At 36.1% G+C, this 22930-nt stretch carries 18 protein-coding genes and 1 other RNA gene; all 19 read right to left on the reverse strand.

What is annotated here, in order from left to right:
• Positions 1-38: 38 nt before the first annotated feature.
• A complete protein-coding gene (locus tag K9M53_RS11695; protein WP_224015063.1) occupies positions 39-1061 on the reverse strand; it encodes a YncE family protein in 1023 nt (340 codons plus the stop codon).
• Positions 1062-1127: 66 nt separating this feature from the next.
• Entirely contained in the window at positions 1128-4154 is a 3027-nt protein-coding gene (locus K9M53_RS11700) for an efflux RND transporter permease subunit (protein WP_224015065.1), read from the reverse strand.
• A 7-nt stretch (positions 4155-4161) separates the two neighbouring features.
• A complete protein-coding gene (locus K9M53_RS11705) occupies positions 4162-5082 on the reverse strand; it encodes an efflux RND transporter periplasmic adaptor subunit (protein ID WP_224015067.1) in 921 nt (306 codons plus the stop codon).
• 10 nt (positions 5083-5092) lie between these two features.
• Complete coding sequence (locus K9M53_RS11710) at positions 5093-6331, reverse strand: TolC family protein (RefSeq protein WP_224015069.1); 1239 nt, start codon at positions 6329-6331, stop codon at positions 5093-5095.
• A gap of 11 nt (positions 6332-6342) precedes the next feature.
• Positions 6343-6768 carry a PepSY-like domain-containing protein gene (locus K9M53_RS11715; protein WP_224015071.1) on the reverse strand — a complete coding sequence of 142 codons (426 nt, stop codon included), beginning with the start codon at positions 6766-6768 and terminating at the stop codon, positions 6343-6345.
• Positions 6769-7266: 498 nt separating this feature from the next.
• Positions 7267-7638, reverse strand: a transfer-messenger RNA (tmRNA) gene (gene ssrA, locus K9M53_RS11720).
• Positions 7639-7700: 62 nt separating this feature from the next.
• Positions 7701-9086 carry an RIP metalloprotease RseP gene (gene rseP, locus K9M53_RS11725; RefSeq protein WP_224015072.1) on the reverse strand — a complete coding sequence of 462 codons (1386 nt, stop codon included), beginning with the start codon at positions 9084-9086 and terminating at the stop codon, positions 7701-7703.
• A 180-nt stretch (positions 9087-9266) separates the two neighbouring features.
• Entirely contained in the window at positions 9267-10424 is a 1158-nt protein-coding gene (locus K9M53_RS11730) for a 1-deoxy-D-xylulose-5-phosphate reductoisomerase (RefSeq protein ID WP_224015075.1), read from the reverse strand.
• A 186-nt stretch (positions 10425-10610) separates the two neighbouring features.
• The gene (locus K9M53_RS11735; protein ID WP_224015077.1) at positions 10611-11630 is read right to left on the reverse strand and encodes a T9SS type A sorting domain-containing protein; all 1020 of its coding nucleotides are present in this window, start codon (positions 11628-11630) and stop codon (positions 10611-10613) included.
• A 233-nt stretch (positions 11631-11863) separates the two neighbouring features.
• Positions 11864-12466 (reverse strand): DUF1684 domain-containing protein, encoded by a 603-nt coding sequence (locus K9M53_RS11740; RefSeq protein ID WP_224015079.1) that lies wholly within the window; start codon positions 12464-12466, stop codon positions 11864-11866.
• A 7-nt stretch (positions 12467-12473) separates the two neighbouring features.
• A complete protein-coding gene (argH, locus tag K9M53_RS11745) occupies positions 12474-13805 on the reverse strand; it encodes an argininosuccinate lyase (RefSeq protein ID WP_224015081.1) in 1332 nt (443 codons plus the stop codon).
• 1 nt (position 13806) lies between these two features.
• Complete coding sequence (locus K9M53_RS11750) at positions 13807-14868, reverse strand: M20 family metallo-hydrolase (protein WP_224015083.1); 1062 nt, start codon at positions 14866-14868, stop codon at positions 13807-13809.
• Between the two features lies 1 nt (position 14869).
• Entirely contained in the window at positions 14870-15664 is a 795-nt protein-coding gene (argB, locus tag K9M53_RS11755) for an acetylglutamate kinase (protein WP_224015085.1), read from the reverse strand.
• Complete coding sequence (locus K9M53_RS11760; protein ID WP_224015087.1) at positions 15664-16632, reverse strand: N-acetylornithine carbamoyltransferase; 969 nt, start codon at positions 16630-16632, stop codon at positions 15664-15666. The genes argB and K9M53_RS11760 overlap by 1 nt, the downstream gene beginning before the upstream one ends.
• A 7-nt stretch (positions 16633-16639) precedes the next feature.
• Positions 16640-17773: an aspartate aminotransferase family protein gene (locus K9M53_RS11765; protein WP_224015089.1), complete on the reverse strand. Its 1134-nt coding sequence runs from the start codon at positions 17771-17773 to the stop codon at positions 16640-16642.
• Positions 17774-17782: 9 nt separating this feature from the next.
• Positions 17783-18775, reverse strand: coding sequence for an N-acetyl-gamma-glutamyl-phosphate reductase (gene argC, locus K9M53_RS11770; protein WP_224015091.1), 993 nt, complete (start codon positions 18773-18775; stop codon positions 17783-17785).
• Complete coding sequence (gene argG / locus K9M53_RS11775) at positions 18775-19977, reverse strand: argininosuccinate synthase (RefSeq protein ID WP_224015093.1); 1203 nt, start codon at positions 19975-19977, stop codon at positions 18775-18777. The genes argC and argG overlap by 1 nt, the downstream gene beginning before the upstream one ends.
• 97 nt (positions 19978-20074) lie before the next feature.
• A complete protein-coding gene (locus K9M53_RS11780; protein WP_224015095.1) occupies positions 20075-20779 on the reverse strand; it encodes a GNAT family N-acetyltransferase in 705 nt (234 codons plus the stop codon).
• A 554-nt stretch (positions 20780-21333) separates the two neighbouring features.
• The gene (locus tag K9M53_RS11785) at positions 21334-22827 is read right to left on the reverse strand and encodes a GH3 auxin-responsive promoter family protein (protein WP_224015097.1); all 1494 of its coding nucleotides are present in this window, start codon (positions 22825-22827) and stop codon (positions 21334-21336) included.
• Positions 22828-22930 lie beyond the last annotated feature (103 nt).

Below are 22930 nucleotides of genomic sequence, written 5' to 3' on the forward strand. Positions count from 1 at the left end.
AAGTTACAAAAACCAACTTAAGAAAATACAGAAGCTTTTTATCTTCCTAAAACTATTATTTGAAAACTACCGGGAATGATCTTAGGCTTTGTTTTCTTGTCCGCATCAACAGGCAAAGGCTCGAACTCTGCAGTAGGAAGATAAACATAATGCGTATGTTCATCTATAGTAATTGTTCTTGCACCTTTTTTGGTAGCAACTTTGTCTACTATTTTAAATTCATTTTCCGATTCTTCGCTTATCACTGTTAATGTGCCATCTCCGCATGAAGCAAAAATATATTTAAGTGTTGGGTCAAATGCGGTTCCGTCACATTCGTCTCCAATAGGGAGTTTAGTAATTACTTTACCGGTAACGGCGTCCAGTACTATTAATAATTGATTATCGCAACCTGCAAATAATCTTTTTGTCTTTTTATCAAATGCCAATCCTGTAGGAGATTCTCCGGGTGTAATAGCCCAACGTTGTAATACTTTATTTGCTGTTATATCAACTTCTGCAATTTCACTTTTGTCTTCAAGATTAACGTATAGTTTCCCGGCATCATCGCTTACGGCTTCTTCAGGTTTTCCTTCTAATGCTATTGTTGCTACAACAGTATCTGTTTGCGGATCAATAATACTTAAATTCTTACCTCTACCATTACAGGTAATTATCTTTTTTGAAAAGCCATCATACATAATTGCATCAGGGTTTTGATCAGTAGGTACCTGTTTTAATATTTTAAATGATGTAAGATCAAAGACAGTAACAGTATTTAATTTTCCATTACTGGTATAACCTTTATTCATGCTATTAACAAACGCAATACCATGTACCCCTGTAGTATTTGGAATAACCCCTAAAGAATCGCCTGTTGTTCTATCTAAAATATTTACTTGTGTGCCATGAGATTGAAACAATTTATTGGAACCCGGATCAAGCTTAATATAATCCCAACCGGTTGTACCTGCCATGTGAAAAGTATTGATAACATGATAACCGCTTTTGCTTTGTGCGCTTGCCGACATAGAAATTCCAACAAGCATAGTAATAACTGTAGTTTTAATAATGTGTTTCATTGAAGTGCATTTATAGTTTAGACATCAAACCTACTTCTGCATTTTGTAGTAATTCTGAAGCACTGTTTATTTTGAATGTTTGTTATACCATAAACGTATCATGCTTGGCAATACGATCAATAATAAAGGCAGTGCGGCTATAAACCCGCCAATAACAGCAATTGCTAATGGCTGGTGCAGCTGAGCACCTGTTCCTATTCCTAATGCCAGCGGCATCAATGCAATGATAGCACCCAATGCTGTCATTAATTTAGGGCGAAGTCTTGTAGATATAGAATAAACAATCGAGTCATCCACCGATCTTGTTTTATGCGACTCTCTGAATTGCAGAAAAGTAAAAATGGCATTCTCCCCAATAATACCTACTATCATAATTAAGCCGGTATAACTTCCCACATTTAATGGCGTGCCTGTTAAATATAAGGCTGCATAACTTCCGGCAATACCCAAAACAGCAATCAGCAAAATAGTTAGAGCAATTTTGAAATCTTTAAAAAGAAAAAGTATTACCCCGAATACCAATAAGCTCGATGTGAGCAATATCGTTAATAACTCTGTGAAAGATTGTTGTTGCTCAGCATAAGCACCGCCGTAAGAAATATGATAACCTTGCGGCAAACTAATATTGGCAGCTATATTTTTCTGAATCTCTTTCATAACGCTCCCCAAATCACGACTATCAAGCCTTGCGCTTATAACTCCCATCGATTGAAGATTTTCTCTTTCTATCTCGGCATCACCGGTACTTATTTTTACAGTTGCCAATGATGTAATAGGGATGAGTTTTCCGGTTGGTAAAAATATTTGTAAATGATCAATATCCGTTACACTTAGTTTTCTATTCCCCTGGAATAATAATCGTACTGAGATGCTTTGTTCTTTCTCTAAAACATTACTTACCACACTACCTTCCATTGCGGTTTGCAATTGCAATTGCAGGTTGGCAGGTGTAATACCAAACTGCGCAAGCTTTGTATTATCCGGTTCAATGCTTATGGAAGGCCCGGTTATTACAATACCATCAAATACATCAGCCGTTCCTTTTACATTGCTTGTAACTTCGGCTATTTGTTTTGCCAATTGTTGCAATTGCTGAGGATCATTGCCAAATACTTTTATTTCTATTGGTTGAACCGAGGTCATCAGGTCACCTAACATGTCTCCTATCACCTGCCCAAAATCGATACGCATGGCTGGTTCTATCGCCTCTACTTTAGTACGTATATCATTGATAACTTCATCCGTACTTTTAGTTCTGTTCTTTTTTAATTGTATTAAATAGTCTCCCGTATTGGGTTCTGTAATAAAAAAACCCATTTGCGTACCTGTACGTCTTGAGTAGGCTTCTACTTCAGGAATCTTTACAATTACTTTTTCCATTTCCTGAAGCATATGATCTGTTTCTTCTAAGGATGTTCCCGGCGGTGAACTATAATCAAGCACAATGCTGCCTTCATCCATCTCAGGCAAAAATCCTGTTTGTAATCTTGGAAATATAAACCAGATAAGTCCTGCAAATAAAGCTATAATAATAAAGCTGAGATAAGGTTTAAGAATAAAAAAAGATACCCATCGTTGTGTTTTTACCGGATGTGCGACAGGAACTCTTGAATTAGAATGGCTATTTTTTGTCAACAGCAGATAGATAACCGGCAAGCCTAACCATGTTACAAAAAATGAACAGATCAAGGTAATGATCATAGTGTCTGTCAATACTTTAAAATAAGCACCTGCAACACCACTCATTAATAAAAATGGAATAAAAATAACAATGGTACTGAGCGACGATCCAACCATTGCGGGGAATAAATAATTAATGGACCGTTGTAGCAAAGAGTTGGTAGGTTCTTCGGGATGCTCCTCGTGTGTACGATGAATCTGCTCTACTACTACTATCGCATCATCTATTATTAAACCAATGGCTGCTGCAATAGCGCCAAGCGTCATTATGTTTAATGTATATCCTATAGCATATAATACTATTAATGTCAACGCCAGCGTAACAGGTATCGTAATTAGAATAGTAGCACTTGCTTTTAAAGACCGAAGAAAAATAATAGCAACTATAATCGCAAGCACCAATCCTATCCACAAAGAATCGTTCACACTTTTTACAGAATCTTTTACAAAATCAGCCTGTACATAATAAGGTTGAATAGATACATCTTTGGGAAGAATATTCTTTAATGCTGATATTTTACTTTCTATACCCTGGGAGATATTAATAAGATTAGCATTAGGCTGTTTGATAACTGCGACCAGTACTGCTTCTCTTCCATTTGCATTGATACGAGTAAACTCCACCGCTTCTTTCACTTCTACATCAGCAATATCTTTTAATTGTATAATTCTTTTTCCATCGTTACTTAAAATGATATTCTTAATATCTTCTTTATCGTGAACGGTAGCATCGGTAACAGTAAGATATAGATAGCGATAATCCGATAAATACCCATTTGATTTAATGAAATTGGTTTGATTCAATGCATTAGAAACAGCATCAGGAGTAATAGATAATGTACTCATTTTTTGTACATTCAGTTGCAACCAATACTCTTTTGTTTTGCCGCCAATAATGCGTATCTCCGAAACACCATCTACCTGCGAAAGAAAAGGTTTAATGGTAAAATTTGCCAGCTCTTTTAATTCTATTGGCGACTTTGTATGACTTTCTAATGTATAACCCATCACCGGTAAAATAGATGGATTCATCTTTTCAACAGTGATGCCAAGGTCAGGAGGTAATACATTCTTTATCTCATTGATTTTAGATTCAATCCTTTGCTGACTTAAATCCACATCAGCATCCCAATCAATAAATGCTGCAATCTCGCAACTACCACGGCTTGTAGTACTGCGAATAGTTTTTAGGTTAGGTATTTGTCGAATAGCATTTTCCAATGGCCTTGTAACATTCACCATCATTTTATCAGCGGGCTGTAAGCCACCATCCGCTATTATTTTTATTTTAGGAAAAGTTATTTCCGGAAATAAAGTGGTCTGCATTTTTCCATATACCAATATGCCGCCTGCAATTATTATAGCAAGCAGTACGGAAAGCGGATTTTTATGTGAAAGGAAAAAGTTTTCCATTGTTTAATTATTGTATGATCTGAACCTTTGCAGTATCCGGTAATGAATAATTCCCTGTCAACAATATTTTGTCCGTTGATGAAAAAACAGGTGATAATATTTCTATTTTATCAGTTGTTTCAATTCCTTTTTTTACAGGGACTTTTACAGCAGTAGTACTATCTATCATTTTCATTACCCAAAAATCGCTTTGCGTTTCATCGGTTAATACAGCCGCTCTTGGTAAAGAAGATGTATTGTTTTTAGAAGATTTTATCACTCTTACTTTTGCTATAAGGTTTTCCGGAATGGGATGGGAAACATTTATTTTTAAAATTATTTTTTGCGTTTGCGAAGCAGCATCCATTGTAGGCATATTGCCGCTTATAATGCCCGTTAGCTTTTCTCCATCAGGCAAATTAATCTCTAAGGACTTTTTATTTAAAAGATAGGGGCGAAGTTCATAGGGCATATCCAACAAAAATGCAAAACTCTTGGTATCAGTAATAACAGCTAATTGTTCGCCATCCTGTACATACTCCCCCGATTGATGATCTATTTGAGAAATAAAACCGCTTTCTTCTGCCTTAATAGTATTTACGCCGGAGAATTTAAATGTCGAGTCCAATATGCTGATGCTATTACCAATACTTTGTGCTTCTTTGGTTTTAATGCTGAATAAGTTTTGTCCTTTTGCCACATACTTATTCAATGAAACATTTGCCAATTGAAGATAACCTGTAGCATTTGCTCTCACCATCCATTTTTGCAAAAAAGAAGAAGTTGCATTCAGTTCTACATAATCTTCCATTGGCGCACTGCTGATAGAAGTAATGGTTACTGGTGTTCTCGATTCAACTGATGCATCTTCCTGCACAGAATCTTTTGGTTTGCAGGAGTTAAAGCAAGCAATCATTAACAATAGATATAGCGTAACAAGTTTTTGCATAAGAATAATTTTACCGGTTCCAGTAATTAAGCTGATTAATGATTTGAAGGCGGCTCATATTATTTTGTGTGATAAGATCTTTTGCGTTTATGTAATTATTCAGAGCAAGGATATAATCGGTGATCCTTACTTCTCCAACTTCTAATAATTTTTCATTTACATCAATAAGGGATTGTGAGTATCTTAATTGCTCATTAATAGAAATAAGCAGATCGTCTGTTGTATTCAATTGTTGCAACAATTGATCAACCTGTTGCCGATATTGTTTGGTAAAAAAGGATTGGTAATTCTGCCTTGTCCTTTCCTGAATGGTTATTTTATTATACTGTAGTTTTCGTTGCTTACCATCATAAATAGGAATAATCGCACTAATACCAAAGCTTGTTCCAAAGTTTTTATAGGCGCTGTATGCTAACGTAGAATTGTAGCCTGCATCTGCAAATACATTTATTTTAGCACGATACGCATTTGTTACGATTGCTTTGTTATTAACTAAACGCAAACTGTCTATCTCAAACTTTTTAAAAAAGATAGAGTTGTTAACATCCGGTAAACTCTTCAAGCTTATATCGGGATAGTCTAGTGCTGTAGAAGAAGTATCATTGATACCACTTAAGTAATTAAGTGTTGCATAATCGTTTTTAAATTGAATAACCAACTGCTTCAATTGTAATTGTTGTTGCTGTAAGGTTACCAGGAAAGAAAGGTAATCAACCTGTTTATAAACATTGCTTTTAGTTAGCTTTTTTAAAATGCTATCTTCTTTTAAAAGTAAAGCGTAAATATTTTTATTGAAACCAACCTTCATCTGATCCGTATAAGTTGTTATATATTGACCGATAATGGTGCGTTTTAAATCTTGTTCCGAAATTTTAATGGTATTGCTAATGTCTTTATTCTGTAATTGAATATCCTGTAGTTGAGCAGAAATATTTTTTGCGTTGTTCAGTTGTTTGTTCACGCTTATTAACGCGTTATAATTACCTCCATTGGTTATAGCAGCATCATATCCATAACCGTTTATAACAGGCGCGTATACATTCGTGCTGCTACCATTTACCTGTAGCTTGTTTGCTGCACGTACCAACTGGCTATCATAAGTAGCAGATAAGACCTGGTTTTGATAATCCTGTAACAAGGGACTATTCTCCACTGCCTGATTTATAAAATATTCCAGTGTTTTATTTTGAGAAAAGCAGCTAAGGCTTATTATGATATAAAAAAAAGTAATGCTTAATTTTTGCTTCATTATCCAAAGAATTAATCTTTTTCTTCTTTAATAAATTTCCCATCGGAATCGAATAGTACATCTACACCATTTACTTCAGCTTCATAATTTATTGTACCATCCGCCTTACTGATCTTTTCTGCTCCTTTAATCTTTTGTTCTTTGTAATTTTGTTGTAGATAAGTTACAGAAGCGGAAGGTAGCTCAGAAGTCTTTATAGCTGTTTCCGATTCAAGATAATTCCCATCTGGTGTAAATGTAGCAGCCATATCTTTACCTTTCTGTTTAAAAGCCGCTTCATAATTCCCGTTTTCTTTTTCCCATTTAGCGTTAATACCCGAAAATAATTTATTAAAAGAAGCCTTTACAGTTTCTGGTACATTTGAGGCACTTATTTTTTGAGCAATGGCGATCGATGTTGTAAGCGATATCATTACCAATAAAATTATCTTTTTCATAATTATAATTTTCAATAAAACTAAAATGGTATTCTGTAGAAAAATTGAAGAGGAAATCCGAAAAGTAGAATAAAGATTTATTGGACTTTACATTAATGGCATATTAGAACCATTATTAAAGCAGGGAAAGGTATTATCACTTACAAATGGCCAAACAATATACAATTTTGTTAACCGGTAGCATAATGATTATAATCAACAGCGAATTTATTTACGTGCAGGAATAGATAAGCTTAGCCGAAATGGAAATGAAACGTTTTTTACTACTGTAAAAAAATTATTATCTCTTACAGATTTCCAATTCGTATACAATTGCGCTTCTAACTTACACAAACAATCCGTAGTTAGATTGATGTTCGATAATAAACTCTACTATCAAAACCACATCTATCGAACACTATACTTAATAGAAATCCTTAAACATAACTTATTAATTCTCAAACAAAAAACAGTTGCTTTTATTAGACGAAAAAAGGAACTTTTAAACAAAGTCCCTTCAAGTGGAGCTGCAGGGAGTCGAACCCTGGTCCAAACATATTCGCCGTAAGCTTTCTACATGTTTATTTTGGCATTACTTGTAGGGAAATAACCGGAACCAAACACACCAATTATTTCCTTAGATGAATGGTCTTAAGCAACCAGCACATCATTTGGTTGCAGCAACCCGTTTCTGTTTTGAGTCGGCGGCGGAACTTGGTAACAGGTATACCCGTTCGGCGGCCCGAATGGTTACTTAATTACTAATTAAGCAGCCATGGCATACGAAGTATTGCCATTTGAAGTTTTCGTATTCATATTAAAGTGCTAATTACGCAACGCACTACATGCTTACACTTACAAAGAACTATGCTGTCAAAACCGGTCAGCCCCGAGTATAAGTTCGGTTTTTTTTAGTTTTAAAGTTGTGAGTTAAAAATTTACAACCCCCAACTCTAATGTCCTCTTCCCCATCCAAACCAATCATTGCCGTTGGCGTAGATCATTAAGCCAAACAATAAGATCATACCAACTATTTGTGCGTACTCTAAAAATTTCTCACTTGGCTTACGACGGGTTATCATTTCTACTAAAGTAAATACTACGTGTCCTCCATCCAATGCAGGAATGGGCAATAAATTCATAAAGGCTAATGCAATAGATAAAAAGCCTGTTATTCTCCAAAACGCTTCCCAATCGCCCCAGGTAGTAGGAAATACTGAACCTATTGACTTAAAACCTCCTAAACTTTTATAGGCTTCTGTCTTAGGATTAAACATTAGCTTAAACTGGTACACATAATCTGTTAGTGATGCTATGGCTGCATTAAAACCTGCAGGAATAGATTCAAAAAATCCCGGTTTGTATATATGTAGTTTGAAAGCTTTCAAACTATCATATTGCATTTGTGTAAGCGGGGGTATGCCCAATCTTCCATCTGCATTTACAACTGCCGGCAGATTTATTAATTGTTTATTTCTTTCAACAGTAAGAATAACAGCCTGGTTTCTTTTATTGTTTAGGTAGGTAGGAATTTGATCCATGAATTGCATCGAAACAGAATCTACCTTTACAATCTTGTCCCAATGTTGTAATCCAGCTTTTTTTGCATTAGAGCTATCTTCCTTATTAAACTCACCAACGATAGCAGGAACCCTGGGCATTAATAAAGCCGACTTTGAATGTTTTCTATCTACCAGCTGCCCTAAAATGCGGACAGGAATTTTGATAGTTGTATCAACACCATTTCGATTCACTTCAATAGTGCTTCCTCCATTAAATAAAACAGCCTTCGTAATATCTTCAAAGTACTCTATTTTTTTTCCGTCAACAGCAAGTACTTTATCTCCATTTTTTAATCCAACCGAATCAGTCATTATTGGATCAACGCACCAAATACCTGCAACAGATGAATTGATCGTTTTTGTTTCGCCCCAGATAAATAATACCATTGAATAGATCACAAATGCCAGCAGCACATTCACTATAATCCCCCCTAACATTATTATTAAACGTTGCCATGCCGGCTTGCTGCGAAACTCATAGTCTTTTGGCGGAAGCTTCATCGCTTCTTTGTCCATGCTTTCATCGATCATACCGGCAATTTTTACATAGCCGCCTAAGGGTAACCAACCGATACCGTATTCCGTTTCGCCTATTTTCTTTTTTACCAATGAAAACCAGGGATTGAAAAACAAATAGAATTTTTCTACCCGGCACTTAAACCAGCGGGCAGTAATATAATGTCCAAACTCGTGCAGTATTACAAGAATAGATAAGGAAAGAACAAGATAAAAGATCTGCATTCCTGCATTTCCCCAATTGATAGCTAATAACGTCATTTATTGAAGGTTTAGGGTTTAGGGCTAAGGAGCATTACATAAACAAAGCTTAATAGTAGTAATGCCGATGAACGAAATGTGACACAACGATGTTTAATCAGGGAACAATTGTTTGTACCAAAATAAAAAATCAAAGTGCTTAAAAATCCGGGCACGTTTTCCTTATACCTGTTGCCTTAATTATAATTTAATTAATGAAGCCGCAAAATTACGTGCTTCCCCATCGCTTTCAAAATATTCATCGAGTGTTGGCTGCTCGATATACGAGACATTTTGCATGGTTTTTTCCACCACGGCAGTAATATCTAAAAAACCGATGCGGTTGCGAAGAAAGGCCCATACTGCAATTTCGTTGGCAGCATTGAGAATGCAAGGCATATTCCCGTTCTTATACAAGGCTTCTGTTGCCAACGCCAAATTTCTGAAAGTTTTAACATCGGGCTCTTCAAACGTGAGCGAAGAAAAGCGCCGCATATCGTAACGGGGAAAATCGTTTTTAATGCGTGTGGGAAAAGCCATGGCATATTGAATGGGCAGTTTCATATCCGGTAATCCCATCTGTGCTTTTATGCTTCCATCTTCAAACTGCACCATGCTGTGAATAATACTTTGCGGATGTACTACCACTTGAATTTGCTCGGGCTTTAAATTGAACAACCATTTGGCTTCGATCATCTCCAGTCCTTTATTCATCAGCGTTGCAGAGTCAACCGTAATTTTTGCGCCCATGCTCCAGTTAGGATGTTGCAGCGCATGATCACGTTTTACATTCACCAAAAAATTTGGTTTTTTGCCTAAGAAAGGACCTCCGCTCGCCGTAAGAATTATTTTCTCTATGGGGTTTCTACCCTCTCCCACCAGGCATTGAAAAATAGCTGAATGTTCGCTGTCAACAGGAATGATCGGTGCCCGTTTTTCAATGGCTTTTTGCATTACTATATCGCCTGCAACAACCAATGTTTCTTTATTTGCAAGTCCGATAGCTTTACCTTTTTCAACGGCTTTGAGTGTTGGCTTTAAGCCGGCAAAACCTACAATGGCAGCCAGCATCATATCATAGCTGTCAAAGTCTGCCACTTCTTCCAATGCTTGCTCACCTGTAAAAACCTTTATATTGGTAGATGATAGTGCCTGTTTTACGGTCTCGTACTTTTTTTCATCGCCGATGACCACTGCATTGGGGTTGAATTCCAGCGCCTGTTTGATGAGTAATTCATCATTGGTTTGTGCCGTTAAAATTTCCGCTTCGAACAGATCGCTATTAACACGGATAACATCCAGCGCCTGTGTACCGATAGATCCAGTAGAACCAAATATTGCAATACGTTTTTTTTGCATGCCTCTAATCCCTGAAAAATTAAATTATTACTTTTTTGAATTCAGCATTAGTACTAAATGCTGAATTAGTAAAGATAAGGGAAAATAAAAAAGATGTGTAATTAAGAGCTTTGTTAAACCTTTCCCAATAAAATACACAAGACAGAACTGTTCTTTCGGGCAGTTTGCAACAAATGCTTAAAAGCATTATTTAATAACCTTTAGGCTTTTTTTAAAGTTGTCGTTGCCGGTTATCTCCAAATTATAAAGTCCTTTGGAGAGATCGCCAACACGAATAGTTTGATAAGAATTGTTACCATTATGATCTATTTCTTGAGTAGATACTTCCTGTCCGCTGTTATTAATTAGCCTCATTACATAACTCCCTTTCGGCATATTTTCAAACTTCAGTCCTATTACATTTCCACTTACAGGATTAGGATAGATCATTATTGTAGCCATTGAGCCTTCCATTGTTACATTCACTATTGGAGTATAACTTATTTTATTATTATTATCGATACCACTTATTCTATAATAATTATTTCCTTCAGCGGGATCATCATCAGTCCAGTTATATTGCAATACGGCTTTATTTGGTAAAGATGGTATAAATGCTATTTTGCCGAAACTTCTTCCATCCAATGATCTCTCTATTGCATATTCTTTTATAGAAGATTGACTGATTACACTCCATTGTAATTTTATAGTTGAAGCGCTTGTTTGCTTTGCCCTTACATCAATAAAACTTAAAGGAAGTACAGTTTCTGTATTAAATAGAATTTTAAACCGATCTGCGGCCTGTGATGCCGCATTACTGTTTACCAAAAAATTTACGACAGTAGAATCACTTAATGCAACAGGAGTAAGATTACCGGTATAATTATCTTTTAAAAAAGCTGTTTTACCTACAGAAAGCATATTGGGAAAGAACCGGAGCTGGTATTGTTGCTGTAGCGTACGAAGCAATTTAAAATAGATGGTATCATTTTGTCTTAATGTTGGCCTTCTATCAGAAAATAATGATGTTCCACTTTCTACAACCGAAAATGTTTCATTTATATTAGCCAGCTTTGGTGCATCTTCACCTATTATTGGAGACATGCTGTACGAATCATTAAAATAAACCTGGTTATAGTCCAGTTGGCTAGTTGAGTTATCTGCATTTACTTTATACAATCTTGAAATAAATAATGATTGGGCTGATACTTGAGCGGCAAAGAACATAAATATGAATAGAAAAAAACAAGCGGCTAAAAAGACTTTCTTGTGTGTAAATGGGAGTGTAAAATTTTGCATAGCATAATTTAAAAGTACAAGCAATGCAATATAACAGTGTATTTCACACGTATTAAATTTTAATCCTTTTTTTTGAGATATCTCAACCTGTTTTAATGTAACAGTGCGCCACAATGGCTTTTACTTGTTTTATATATGTTGTTAAAAAACAACCATGTCGGCTATTTATCTAGAGGTTTGCCGAATATTTTTTCTCCGGCTTTAATTTCAACTTTAATAGTATTTTCTTTGGGAGGAATGGGGCATGCATATCCTTCTTTATATGCACAAGAAGGGTTATAAGCTTTATTAAAATCAATTTCGATAACATTATTCCTGATGTCGCTTACAGTAAAATCTATAAACCTGCCGCTACCATGTGTTTCATCCCCATTGGTCTCATCTGCGAATGGAATAAATAAATGATCTTTATATTTTGGCGACCTCATCAACATAGCAGATCGATACAAGTAAAGCTGGCACGTTTTACCTTTTAAATTGAAGGTAGCTTTGCCAAACTTAAAATACTTAAATGAAACACCTGCACTTGTGTTCATTCCAAAGCCTATACTATCGTGAATACGCTCAAAAGATGCAAACACCCTATAATTTTCATCAATTGGAAAGAATTGCAGAAAAGATGTATCGTCACCTTTCACTACATCATGTGTACTAATATACTGTTCACGAAATTTTTGTAATGAATCTTTATAAGAACCGTAGTTTTTTTGCCCAAAAGAAACGATGCCAGATAATAAGAAAGAGAATAAGATCAATCGTCTCATAAAATGATCAGCTTATTAGTTTATCAAAGGCTTGTTTCACTTTATTGAATTTAAATCTCTCAACAACAGCATTCATTTTCTGTTGAATGGCTTCATTTTGAAGATTGCCGATTGCTCCTTCGTGTGTATGACTTACATTAGTTGAATACATAAACTCACCTTTTTCGATTGATAAACCAACTTGTTTGTAAGCATCTCTGAAAGGAATACCTTTTAAAACCAACTTGTTTACTTCTTCTACGCTGAATATGTATTTATATTTTTCGTCTGCCAGGATATCTTTATTAATGCTGATGTTGCTCAACATTAATCCTGCCATCTGAATGCAATCAGTCAACGTTTTAAATGCAGGGAACAAATGTTCTTTTAGCAATTGCAAGTCTCTATGATAACCAGATGGAAGATTGGTGGTCATCATTAAAATCTCATTCGGTAATGCCTGCAAACGGTTGCAATGCGAACGTATCAATTCAAATACATCTGGGTTCTTTTTATGCGGCATAATGCTGCTGCCTGTTGTTAATTCATCCGGGAAAGAAATGAAAGCAAAGTTTTGATTTAAGTATAAACAAGCATCCATGCTTAATCTTGCTAAGCTTGCTGCAATATTTGCTAAAGCACTTGCAACAATGCGTTCCGATTTTCCTCTGCCCATTTGTGCATATACTACATTATGATTCAAATCATCGAAACCTAATAATTCCGTAGTTAATGTTCTATTGATTGGGAAAGACGAACCATAACCCGCTGCTGAACCTAACGGGTTTTTATTGACTACTTCATAAGCTGCTTGCAATGTAATCAAATCATCGCTTAAGCTTTCGGCATAAGCACCAAACCATAAACCAAAGGAAGATGGCATGGCTAACTGCAAATGCGTATAGCCGGGATATAGATCACTTTTATGTTTTTCGCTTTGAGCAATTAACAGATCAAAGAACTCTTTTGTTACGCCAACCAGCTTTTCAATCTCACTTCTTAAAAACAATTTCAGATCTACTAAAACCTGGTCGTTCCTGCTTCTTGCGCTGTGAATCTTTTTGCCGACATCGCCCAATTTTTGAGTCAATAACAATTCAACCTGTGAGTGTATATCTTCTACTCCATCTTCTAATTTAAAATCAGCTTTTGCTATTTGTTGATAGATGTTTTTTAATTCTTTTACCAACACATCTCTTTCATCAGTTGTTACTAAACCAATTGTTTCCAACATGGTAACATGAGCAATAGAACCCAATACATCAAAAGGCGCTAAATACATATCCATTTCCCTGTCGTTGCCAACAGTAAATTTTTCTACTTCCTGTAATGATGTTTTATCTTTTTGCCAAAGCTTCATGTTACACTATTTGCTCTAGTAATTTAATATATGTTTCGATACCGTCTTTTATCTCGCTTAAATAAATATACTCATCTGCAGTATGACTTCTTGCACTATCACCGGGTCCCATCTTCAGCGTAGAGAACGGCATTAATGCTTTATCTGATGTTGTTGGCGAACCGTAATAACCTTTGCCTAATGCAATACCTGCTTTTACTAACGGATGATCCAATTTAATAGAGGTTGATTTCATCCTTGTCGTACGAGGCTTGAATGAACTTTTCAGATTCGCTTTCAGTGCATCCAATATTTCCTCAAATGTATATAATTCATTTACCCGCACATCAATTACATATTTACAGGTAGATGGCACTACATTATGCTGTGTATTTTCTGTGCCGATAACGGTAACGGTTAAACGGGATTCACCGAGCAACTCACTTACTTTATCAAACTTATAATTGCGGATCCAGTTAATATCATCAACTGCATTATATAAAGCATTCTCTCCTTCATTACGCGCCGCATGACCAGCTCTGCCCGGAGCCACGCAATCAATAACCATCAATCCTCTTTCTGCAACAGCCATTTCCAGTTTTGTAGGTTCGCCTACAATTCCAAAATCAATATTTCCTAAGTATGGCAACACCAATTCAATTCCATTTACACCGCTTATCTCCTCTTCTGCACTTGCGGCAAACACTACATTGTGATTGATATTGTCTTTATCGTAGAAATATAAAAATGTTGCTATCAAAGAAACCAAACATCCTCCTGCATCATTACTTCCTAATCCAAATAGCTTATCATCTTTTACAATTGGCGTGAACGGATCAAGCGTATAACCTTTATTTGGCTTAACCGTATCATGGTGAGAATTCAACAACACCGACGGTCTGTTTACATCGTAATGCTTATTTTTTGCATAGATATTATTGCCTACTCTTGAACAAGGAATGCCGTGTGTTGTAAAAAAGTTGATGATGATCTCTGCTGTATCATTTTCTTCTTTTGAAAAAGAAGGCGTGCTGATCAATTGCTTTAACAATTCAACCGCATCATTATATAAAGATTCTTTCATGTTACTTTATTAAAGTTCCTTTTGTTTCGTCTGTTACATTTTGTAACAGATCGTTGGCATCGCCGATCAATACTTCTTTTACACCACTATCAATTGCAGCAAAAGCATTGTCTATTTTTGGTAAAATGCCATCAAATAATTTTTTCCCATCCAGCAATTGCTGATAAATATCTTTAGTAATTAAAGTAATGACTGAATTATCATCTTCCACATTTTCCAAAACGCCTTTCTTTTCAAAGCAATAGATCAAACGAACATCGTATGCTTTCGACAATGCAACCGCTAAAGAAGAAGCGACAGTATCGGCATTGGTATTCAGCATTTGCCCTTTCCCATCATGCGTAAGAGGTGCCAGGATTGGTGTCAATCCTGCATCTAACAACAATTGCAAATTATATATTGTTAATTGTTTTGTATCCACATCACCCACAAAACCAAAATCAATTCCTTCTTTCGTAACTGGCCTTTTAGTGGCAGGAATAATATTTGCATCAGCGCCTGTTAAACCAATTGCATTACAATTTAGTGATTGAAGTTTAGCAACTACTTTTTTATTCACCAACCCGCCATACACCATCGTTACCAAATCAATCGTTTCTGCGTCTGTAATTCGTCTTCCGTTTATATAGTTTGATTGAATGCCTAATTTATCACCAATCTTTGTTGCTATTTTTCCGCCACCGTGAATCAATATCTTCTTCGCTTTTATGGATGCAAATGTTTTTAGAAATGAATCAAGCGCAGCATCATTGTCAACTACATTGCCACCTACCTTTATAACAAAAACCTTGTCCATTAAGAATTTGATTTTAGAATATTGCTTAACACTGCTTGTGCCGCCCACACTCTGTTTGACGCCTGCTGTGTAACAATACTATTTTCGCTATCTAATACTTCATCGCTTAATTCTACATTTCTTCTTACGGGCAAGCAATGCATGGCTTTCGCATTATTTGTGAGCGCCATCTTTTTTGCATTCAACATCCATGCAGGATCGTTGGTATAAATCCTGCCGTAATCAGTATAAGTGCTCCAGTTTTTTACATATACAAAATCTGCATTTTTCAATGCTTCATCCTGGTTTGTCGTTATCGTTGCACCTTCTGTAAATTTCTCATCCAATTCATAATCTTCCGGGTGCGTAATTACAAAATCAGCTTCGCCCCAGGCATTTATCCATTCTGCAAAAGAGTTTGGAACGCACTGTGGAAGAGGCTTTATATGAGGCGCCCAGGTCAATACGATCTTCGGTCTACGATTTTCTATTTTTGATTTTATCTGCGATTCTTTAATGGTAATAATATCTGTCAGTGATTGCAATGGGTGTAATGTTGCACTTTCCAAACTTACAATCGGTACGCCTGCATATTTAATAAAAGAGTGCATCACTTCTTCGCTGTAATCTTCTTCTTTATTACGCAACGTAGGAAATGCACGTATGCAAAGAATATCAAAATAGTTTCCTAAGATCGGCGCAGCATCTTTTACATGTTCAACAGTATTACCACTCATGATAGCACCATCTTCAAATTCTAGTGCCCAACCATCTTTATCAACGTTGAATACAATTGGCTCCAGTCCTAAGTTTTGAGCCGCTACCTGCGTACTTAACCTTGTACGTAAAGAAGGATTTAAAAATAGCAAGCCGATTCTTTTACCCGAACCTAATGCCTTATCAGCAAATGGATTGGCTTTATAAGATAGCGCTTTTGCTACTAACTCATTAATATTACTTACATCTTTAACTGAAATGAAATTTCTCATTCTAGTATTATGCTTTTAATTCTTTTTGTAATGCATCTAAAAATATATCCGCTTCTGCTTTACCCAAATTCAACGCAGGTAATAAACGTATTACATTCGGTTTTGCTTCGCCGGTAAATATTTTATGTTTAAATAAAAGATTCTTCTTTACGTCTTTCAACTCTTCCGGCAATTCAATTCCAATCATTAAACCTTTACCTCTAACTTCTTTTATCTTAGGAAGTTTTTTTATTTCTTCAATTAAATAGTTACCAACCGTTGCTGTATTCTGCATTAAGTCATCCTGCTCAATAATTTCCAACACAGCTAAAGCTGCCGCACATGCCAAATGATTGCCACCAAAAGTAGTTCCCAACATAAAATGTTTTGCAGGAATCTTTGGTGAAATAGAAATACCTGCAACAGGAAAACCATTGCCCATTCCTTTCGCCATGCTGTAAATATCAGCTTTTACACCGCTATGATCATGTGAGTAAAATTTACCGCTACGTCCATATCCGCACTGCACACTATCGGCAATGAATACACTGTTATGCTGATCGCAAAGTGTTCTTATCAATTTTAAAAATGAATCCGTTGCCACTCTTATTCCGCCTACACCTTGAATACCTTCTATAATTACACAGCAAACATTATTTCCGTTCTTATCAAAATATTCCTGTAATGCAGCTTCATCATTGAAAGGAAGAAATACTACATTCTCTGTTTGATTAACCGGTGCAACTATATTTGGATTATCAGTTGCAGCTACTGCAAGCGATGTTCTTCCGTGAAATGCTTTTGTAAATGCAACGATCTTTTTTCTTCCGTTATAAAACGAAGCTGCTTTCAATGCATTCTCATTTGCCTCTGCACCTGAGTTACAAAGAAACAATTGATAGTCTTCTTTACCGCTCACTTTACCTAACTTCTCTGCTAACTGAACCTGTAAAGGAATTTTTATAGAGTTAGAATAGAAACCTACTTTGTGCAATTGATCTTCTATTCGTTTTACATAATGCGGATGCGTATGACCAATACTGATTACCGCATGACCGCCATACAGGTCAAGGTATTTTTGTCCTTTATCATCCCAAACATAAGAGCCGCAAGCCTTTTCAATGGTGATGTCATTTAGTGGATATACGTCGAATAATTTCATCGTATTATTTTAGAAGGAATTTGCTTTTAATTTTAATCCAGTAGTTTCACCCAATCCAAAAATCAAATTCATGTTTTGAACTGCTTGTCCGCTTGCACCTTTCGTCAAATTGTCTATTACAGAATGAACCACTAACCTGCTCCCCACTTTTTCTAATTGAATAATACACTTATTAGTATTCACAACTTGTTTTAGAAAGACAGGTTCTTTTGTTATTGCTGTAAATGGATGACCAGCATAAAAGTCTTCATATAATTTATTCAACTCCTCAATGCTCAAATCACAATTCATTTGTGAGCTTATAAAGATGCCTCTTGTAAAATCTCCACGCCATGGAACAAAACTTAAACCACCATCTTTTGGCGATGCAGGAAATACATTTTGCAACTGGTGTAATGATTGCTGTATCTCATCATTATGTTGATGCGTTAATGTTTTATACGCTGAAATATTATTTTGTCTCCAACTAAAATGCGATGTTGGTGATAATGATTGACCGGCTCCGGTACTACCTGTAATACCTGTGGTATAAATATCATTCGGCAATAAGCCTGCTTTTGCCAAAGGCAATAATCCTAATTGAATAGCTGTTGCAAAGCAACCTGGATTGGCAACATTGCTTGCTTTCTTAATTTCTTCTCTTTGCAATTCAGGAAGACCGTAAACAAATTTTCTCCCTTTGATAGCAGCATCTTTATTCAAACGAAAATCATTTCCAATATCAATTAATTTAACTGATGCAGGAATATCATTTGCTTCTACAAATTTCTTTGCTTCACCATGACCGGCACAAAAGAAAATTACATCAACATCATAATTATGTTCAGCAGAAAATTTTAAATCAGTTTCACCAACCAAGTCTGCATGTACTTTACTTATTAAGTTGCCCGCATTACTTCCGCTTTGTGCAAAAGCAATCTCCACTTCAGGATGATTGATTAATATTCTAATCAACTCACCGCCTGTATAGCCCGCTGCTCCTATGATTCCAGCTTTGATCATTATTTCTTTTTATTGGTTTCGCAAACACTATGATAAATGCCCACCTGGTTTCCGAATATTCTTGTAAAGCCCCTTACATCTTCGCCGGTAAAGCCGGTATTCATTTCACCGTATTTGCCAAATTTGCTGCTCATCAGATCGTTTTCACTTTCAATACCGATGATCTGGAAATGATAAGGGTTTAATTGTACAAATACATCACCTGTTACTTTACGCTGACTCTTTTCCAAATACGCTTCAATGTCTCTCATCACCGGATCTAATATTTGTCCTTCATGCATCCAGTTCCCGTAGAACTGAGACAAGGTATCTTTCCATTGCAATTGCCATTTGGTCAACACATGTTTTTCCAATGCATGATGCGATTTTAAAATTACCATTGGCGCTGCTGCTTCAAAACCAACTCTACCTTTAATACCAATAATAGTGTCGCCCACATGAATATCTCTACCTACTCCATAAGGACCGGCAATGTTTTGTAAATATTGTATTGCTTTGGAAGGATGGTCAAACGATTTATCATTTACTGCTTTCAACTCTCCTTTTACAAAACTTAGTTTTACTTCTTCTTTTCCTGTTTTAGTTACTTGTGTTGGCCAAGCTTCTTCGGGTAAAATACCTTTACTGTTCAAGGTTTCTTTACCACCAACACTTGTTCCCCATAATCCTTTATTTATGGAGTAAACTGCTTTTGCAAAATTCATTTCAACACCTTTACTTTTCAGGTATTCTATCTCCTGTTCACGGCTCAATTTCATGTCGCGGATGGGAGTAATAATTTCTATACCCGGATTTTCAATCTGCAAGATCATATCAAAACGTACCTGGTCGTTGCCTGCTCCAGTACTTCCATGCACTACTGCTTCTGCTTCTAATTTTTTTGCATGATCCGCAATATGTAAAGCCTGGCTTAATCTTTCTGCACTTACACTTAATGGATAAGTGTTATTCTTTAAGCAGTTTCCGAAGATCAAATATTTAATAATGGAATCGTAATAACTTTCAACTGCATTAATAGTAGTATGCGTTTTTACGCCTAATTTATACGCATGTTGTTCTACTTGCTTTAATTCTTCATCGCTGAAGCCGCCGGTGTTTACAATTACGGAGTGTACTTCATAGCCTTTTTCTTCTGTTAAATATTTTACACAGAAGGATGTATCTAAACCACCGCTAAAACCTAATACTACTTTTTTGCTCATTGTTATTGTTTATTGTTTCACACAAAGAGACAAAGAATACTACGAAACAACGATTTTGTGTTCTTTGTTTTCTTAGCGTTCGTTGTGTGGAACTTTCTTAAAAATGAAAATAATGTCTCAACATAGATTTTGGAGAAGGTCCGCCGCCACCTTGCCTGCGCTTCAACAAACGCAAAAAACGACTTTGCTTTACTTCCATAAAGCGCTCGTACACTTTTGAATGTTCTTCAAAATCTTTTTTTGTTTCTTCCGGTTGTGCATGATCAGCCGGATCGTACAACATCGCCGTACACATACAGTTCTTACGATCTTTGCTCATCAAGATATCATAATTCACACAGCTTTTACAGCCTGCCCAAAATTCTTCATCATCTGTTAACTCTGAATAGGTAACCGGCTCGTAACCCAGGTCTGAATTAATTTTCATCACTGCCAAGCCGGTAGTTAACCCAAATATTTTTGAATCAGGATATTTTTCTCGAGAAAGGTCGAAAACTCTTCTCTTAATATCTTTAGCAACGCCGCTTTTTCTGAAAGAAGGAGCAACGATCAACCCGCTGTTAGCCACAAACTTTCCATGTCCCCACGCTTCAATATAACAGAAGCCAACCCATGTGCCATCGTTGGTAACGGCAATCACCGCTTTGCCTTCTTCCATTTTTTTAACGATGTAATCCGGCGAGCGCTTTGCTATTCCTGTGCCACGAGCCTGCGCCGAAGCTTCCATTTCATCGGTAATGGTTTTCGCATAATGCGCATCGTTAGCAGTTGCAACCCTTATTGTAATGTTATTGTTTTCCAATTGATAAAAATTGAAATAAAAATGTTAGATAATAATAATTATAAAGAATCCGAATTGGAGATTTTTTCACTGACAGGGGCAATGGAAAATTGCTCGGCCTATCAGCAACCAGGTCGGCGTCGGGGAGTGGGTTGAGAAACAAATGCCACAGAAAGTACGGCCCTGCCAGAGCCTGTAGTAGTAATTGATATGTAGTTATTACCGGTCACTTTTCTGTGAGTTTATTTTGCGCAGCAAATGTACATATTATTTTTTGTCTGAACTATCATTTTTTTGATTTTTTTGATTGGGCTGATTACAAGTTGATTTTGGGTACCGTTGATGGTTTTTCATGGCAGCATCGTTGTGTCACATTTCGTTCATCGACATACCAATTTTCATCTTTAATTATGCTGTGTTCTTTAGTAGAGTTCTCGCTTGTCATTCCGAGGCACGAGGAATCTAATTTTCAATAATCATCCTATTTTAATAAGAATAAGATGCTTCATTCCTCAGCATGACAAAATAGGTTGATACTAATTTCATCGTTTCATAAATTCGATGATTCCAACTTATTAAACCAACTCATTCTTATTAACAACAAACGCCTCCAATTCATCCGCAATCTTTCTATCATTACTTAATCTCGGTACTTTATTTTGTCCGCCGAGCTTGCCAATACTTTTCATAAAATCAATAAAGCCATTCTTTTTTACAACAGCTATTTTTAGTGGCTGTAAAATATTACCTGCAATAAGATCATCGTAGTACACATTTTTCTTACGCAGATTATCATCTATTTTTTTTGCAAAGGATTCTAAATTTGCCGGTGCATTATCAAATTCAATAAACCATTCATGATAGCTTTTACCTTCACCTTGTGCTATCATTGGTGCAATGGTAAACTCTGTAATACTTGCGTTTTCTTCTGTCGCCGCTTGTTGTAAAGCAGCTTCTACTTCTTCACCGATGATATGCTCGCCAAAGGCAGAGATAAAATGTTTAATTCTACCGGTTACGATTAAACGATACGGATCAGTAGAAACAAACTTTACCGTATCACCAATATTATAGCTCCACAAACCTGCATTGCTGCTGATCAACAGCGCATAGTTCTCTCCTGTTTTTACATCTTTTAAACTTAACCGTGTCGGGTTATCGTTGAATATCTCTGCTGCAGGAATAAACTCAAAAAATATTCCGCTATTGGTATTTAATAATAAGCCTTGTTCTTTCTGCGTATCCTGGAAAGCAAAGAAACCTTCGCTTGCAGGGAATAATTCTATCGTATCAATCGGCCTACCAATGCTTTCAAAGAGTTTTGTTTTATACGGTTCAAAGTTTACACCGCCTTGTACCAGCACACTAAAATTGGGGAATAGCTCTCCTATTTTTTTACCCCTCTTTTCGATGAGTCTGTCAAAATACATTTGTACCCATGGCGGAATACCACTGATTAATGTCATGTTCTCATTGATCGTTTCATCCACAATAGCATCCAGCTTGGTTTCCCAATCTTCAATACAATTGGTTTCATAAGAAGGCAATTGATTGGTACGTAAATATTTCGGCACATGATGGTTAACAATACCACTTAAACGACCAACAGGTACATCTCCTATTCTTTCCAGTTCTGGAGAGCCACTTAAGAAGATCAGCTTTCCATCGGCAAATTTTGTATTGCCCGTTTCAGCCATGTAACATAAAAGCGCATTACGTGCCGTATTGATATGATTGGGAATAGAATCTTTTGTGATGGGAATATATTTAATACCGCTGGTAGTACCGCTTGTTTTGGCAAAGTAAATTGGTAAGCCTTTCCATAAAACATTTTGTCTGCCTGCTTTTATTTTTTCGATATAAGGCTTAAACGCTTCGTAATCTCTTACGGGAACATGCTGCACAAAATCTTCATAAGATTTTATTTGCTTGAAGTTATGGTCTTTACCAAACTCTGTTTTACTGCCTTCTTTAATGAGATGATTAAAAATGGATTGCTGATTTTCCACCGCACATTCCATATCTTTTTTAATCTGCTTGTATATATAATTGGCAAAAGGTTTTGCCAAAAAGGATTTTATTTTCATTCTTATGACACTAATTATTTCGAATTACACTAATTCATTCAATCGCAACAACGAAATTACTGTATTCTATAAATGAAATTCGTTA

This window comes from Ferruginibacter albus (genome assembly GCF_020042285.1).
Lineage (GTDB): Bacteria > Bacteroidota > Bacteroidia > Chitinophagales > Chitinophagaceae > Ferruginibacter > Ferruginibacter albus.

Coding starts and splice junctions, on each gene's coding strand:
- argH (WP_224015081.1), bottom strand. CDS start 13,805: ATGAAGCTTTGGCAAAAAGATAAAACATCATTACAGGAAGTAGAAAAA.
- argC (WP_224015091.1), bottom strand. CDS start 18,775: ATGATCAAAGCTGGAATCATAGGAGCAGCGGGCTATACAGGCGGTGAG.
- K9M53_RS11765 (WP_224015089.1), bottom strand. CDS start 17,773: ATGAAATTATTCGACGTATATCCACTAAATGACATCACCATTGAAAAG.
- rseP (WP_224015072.1), bottom strand. CDS start 9,086: ATGACGTTATTAGCTATCAATTGGGGAAATGCAGGAATGCAGATCTTT.
- K9M53_RS11715 (WP_224015071.1), bottom strand. CDS start 6,768: ATGAAAAAGATAATTTTATTGGTAATGATATCGCTTACAACATCGATC.
- K9M53_RS11760 (WP_224015087.1), bottom strand. CDS start 16,632: ATGAGAAATTTCATTTCAGTTAAAGATGTAAGTAATATTAATGAGTTA.
- K9M53_RS11750 (WP_224015083.1), bottom strand. CDS start 14,868: ATGAAAGAATCTTTATATAATGATGCGGTTGAATTGTTAAAGCAATTG.
- K9M53_RS11700 (WP_224015065.1), bottom strand. CDS start 4,154: ATGGAAAACTTTTTCCTTTCACATAAAAATCCGCTTTCCGTACTGCTT.
- K9M53_RS11705 (WP_224015067.1), bottom strand. CDS start 5,082: ATGCAAAAACTTGTTACGCTATATCTATTGTTAATGATTGCTTGCTTT.
- K9M53_RS11740 (WP_224015079.1), bottom strand. CDS start 12,466: ATGAGACGATTGATCTTATTCTCTTTCTTATTATCTGGCATCGTTTCT.
- K9M53_RS11730 (WP_224015075.1), bottom strand. CDS start 10,424: ATGCAAAAAAAACGTATTGCAATATTTGGTTCTACTGGATCTATCGGT.
- K9M53_RS11710 (WP_224015069.1), bottom strand. CDS start 6,331: ATGAAGCAAAAATTAAGCATTACTTTTTTTTATATCATAATAAGCCTT.
- argB (WP_224015085.1), bottom strand. CDS start 15,664: ATGGACAAGGTTTTTGTTATAAAGGTAGGTGGCAATGTAGTTGACAAT.
- K9M53_RS11735 (WP_224015077.1), bottom strand. CDS start 11,630: ATGTTCTTTGCCGCTCAAGTATCAGCCCAATCATTATTTATTTCAAGA.
- K9M53_RS11695 (WP_224015063.1), bottom strand. CDS start 1,061: ATGAAACACATTATTAAAACTACAGTTATTACTATGCTTGTTGGAATT.
- argG (WP_224015093.1), bottom strand. CDS start 19,977: ATGAGCAAAAAAGTAGTATTAGGTTTTAGCGGTGGTTTAGATACATCC.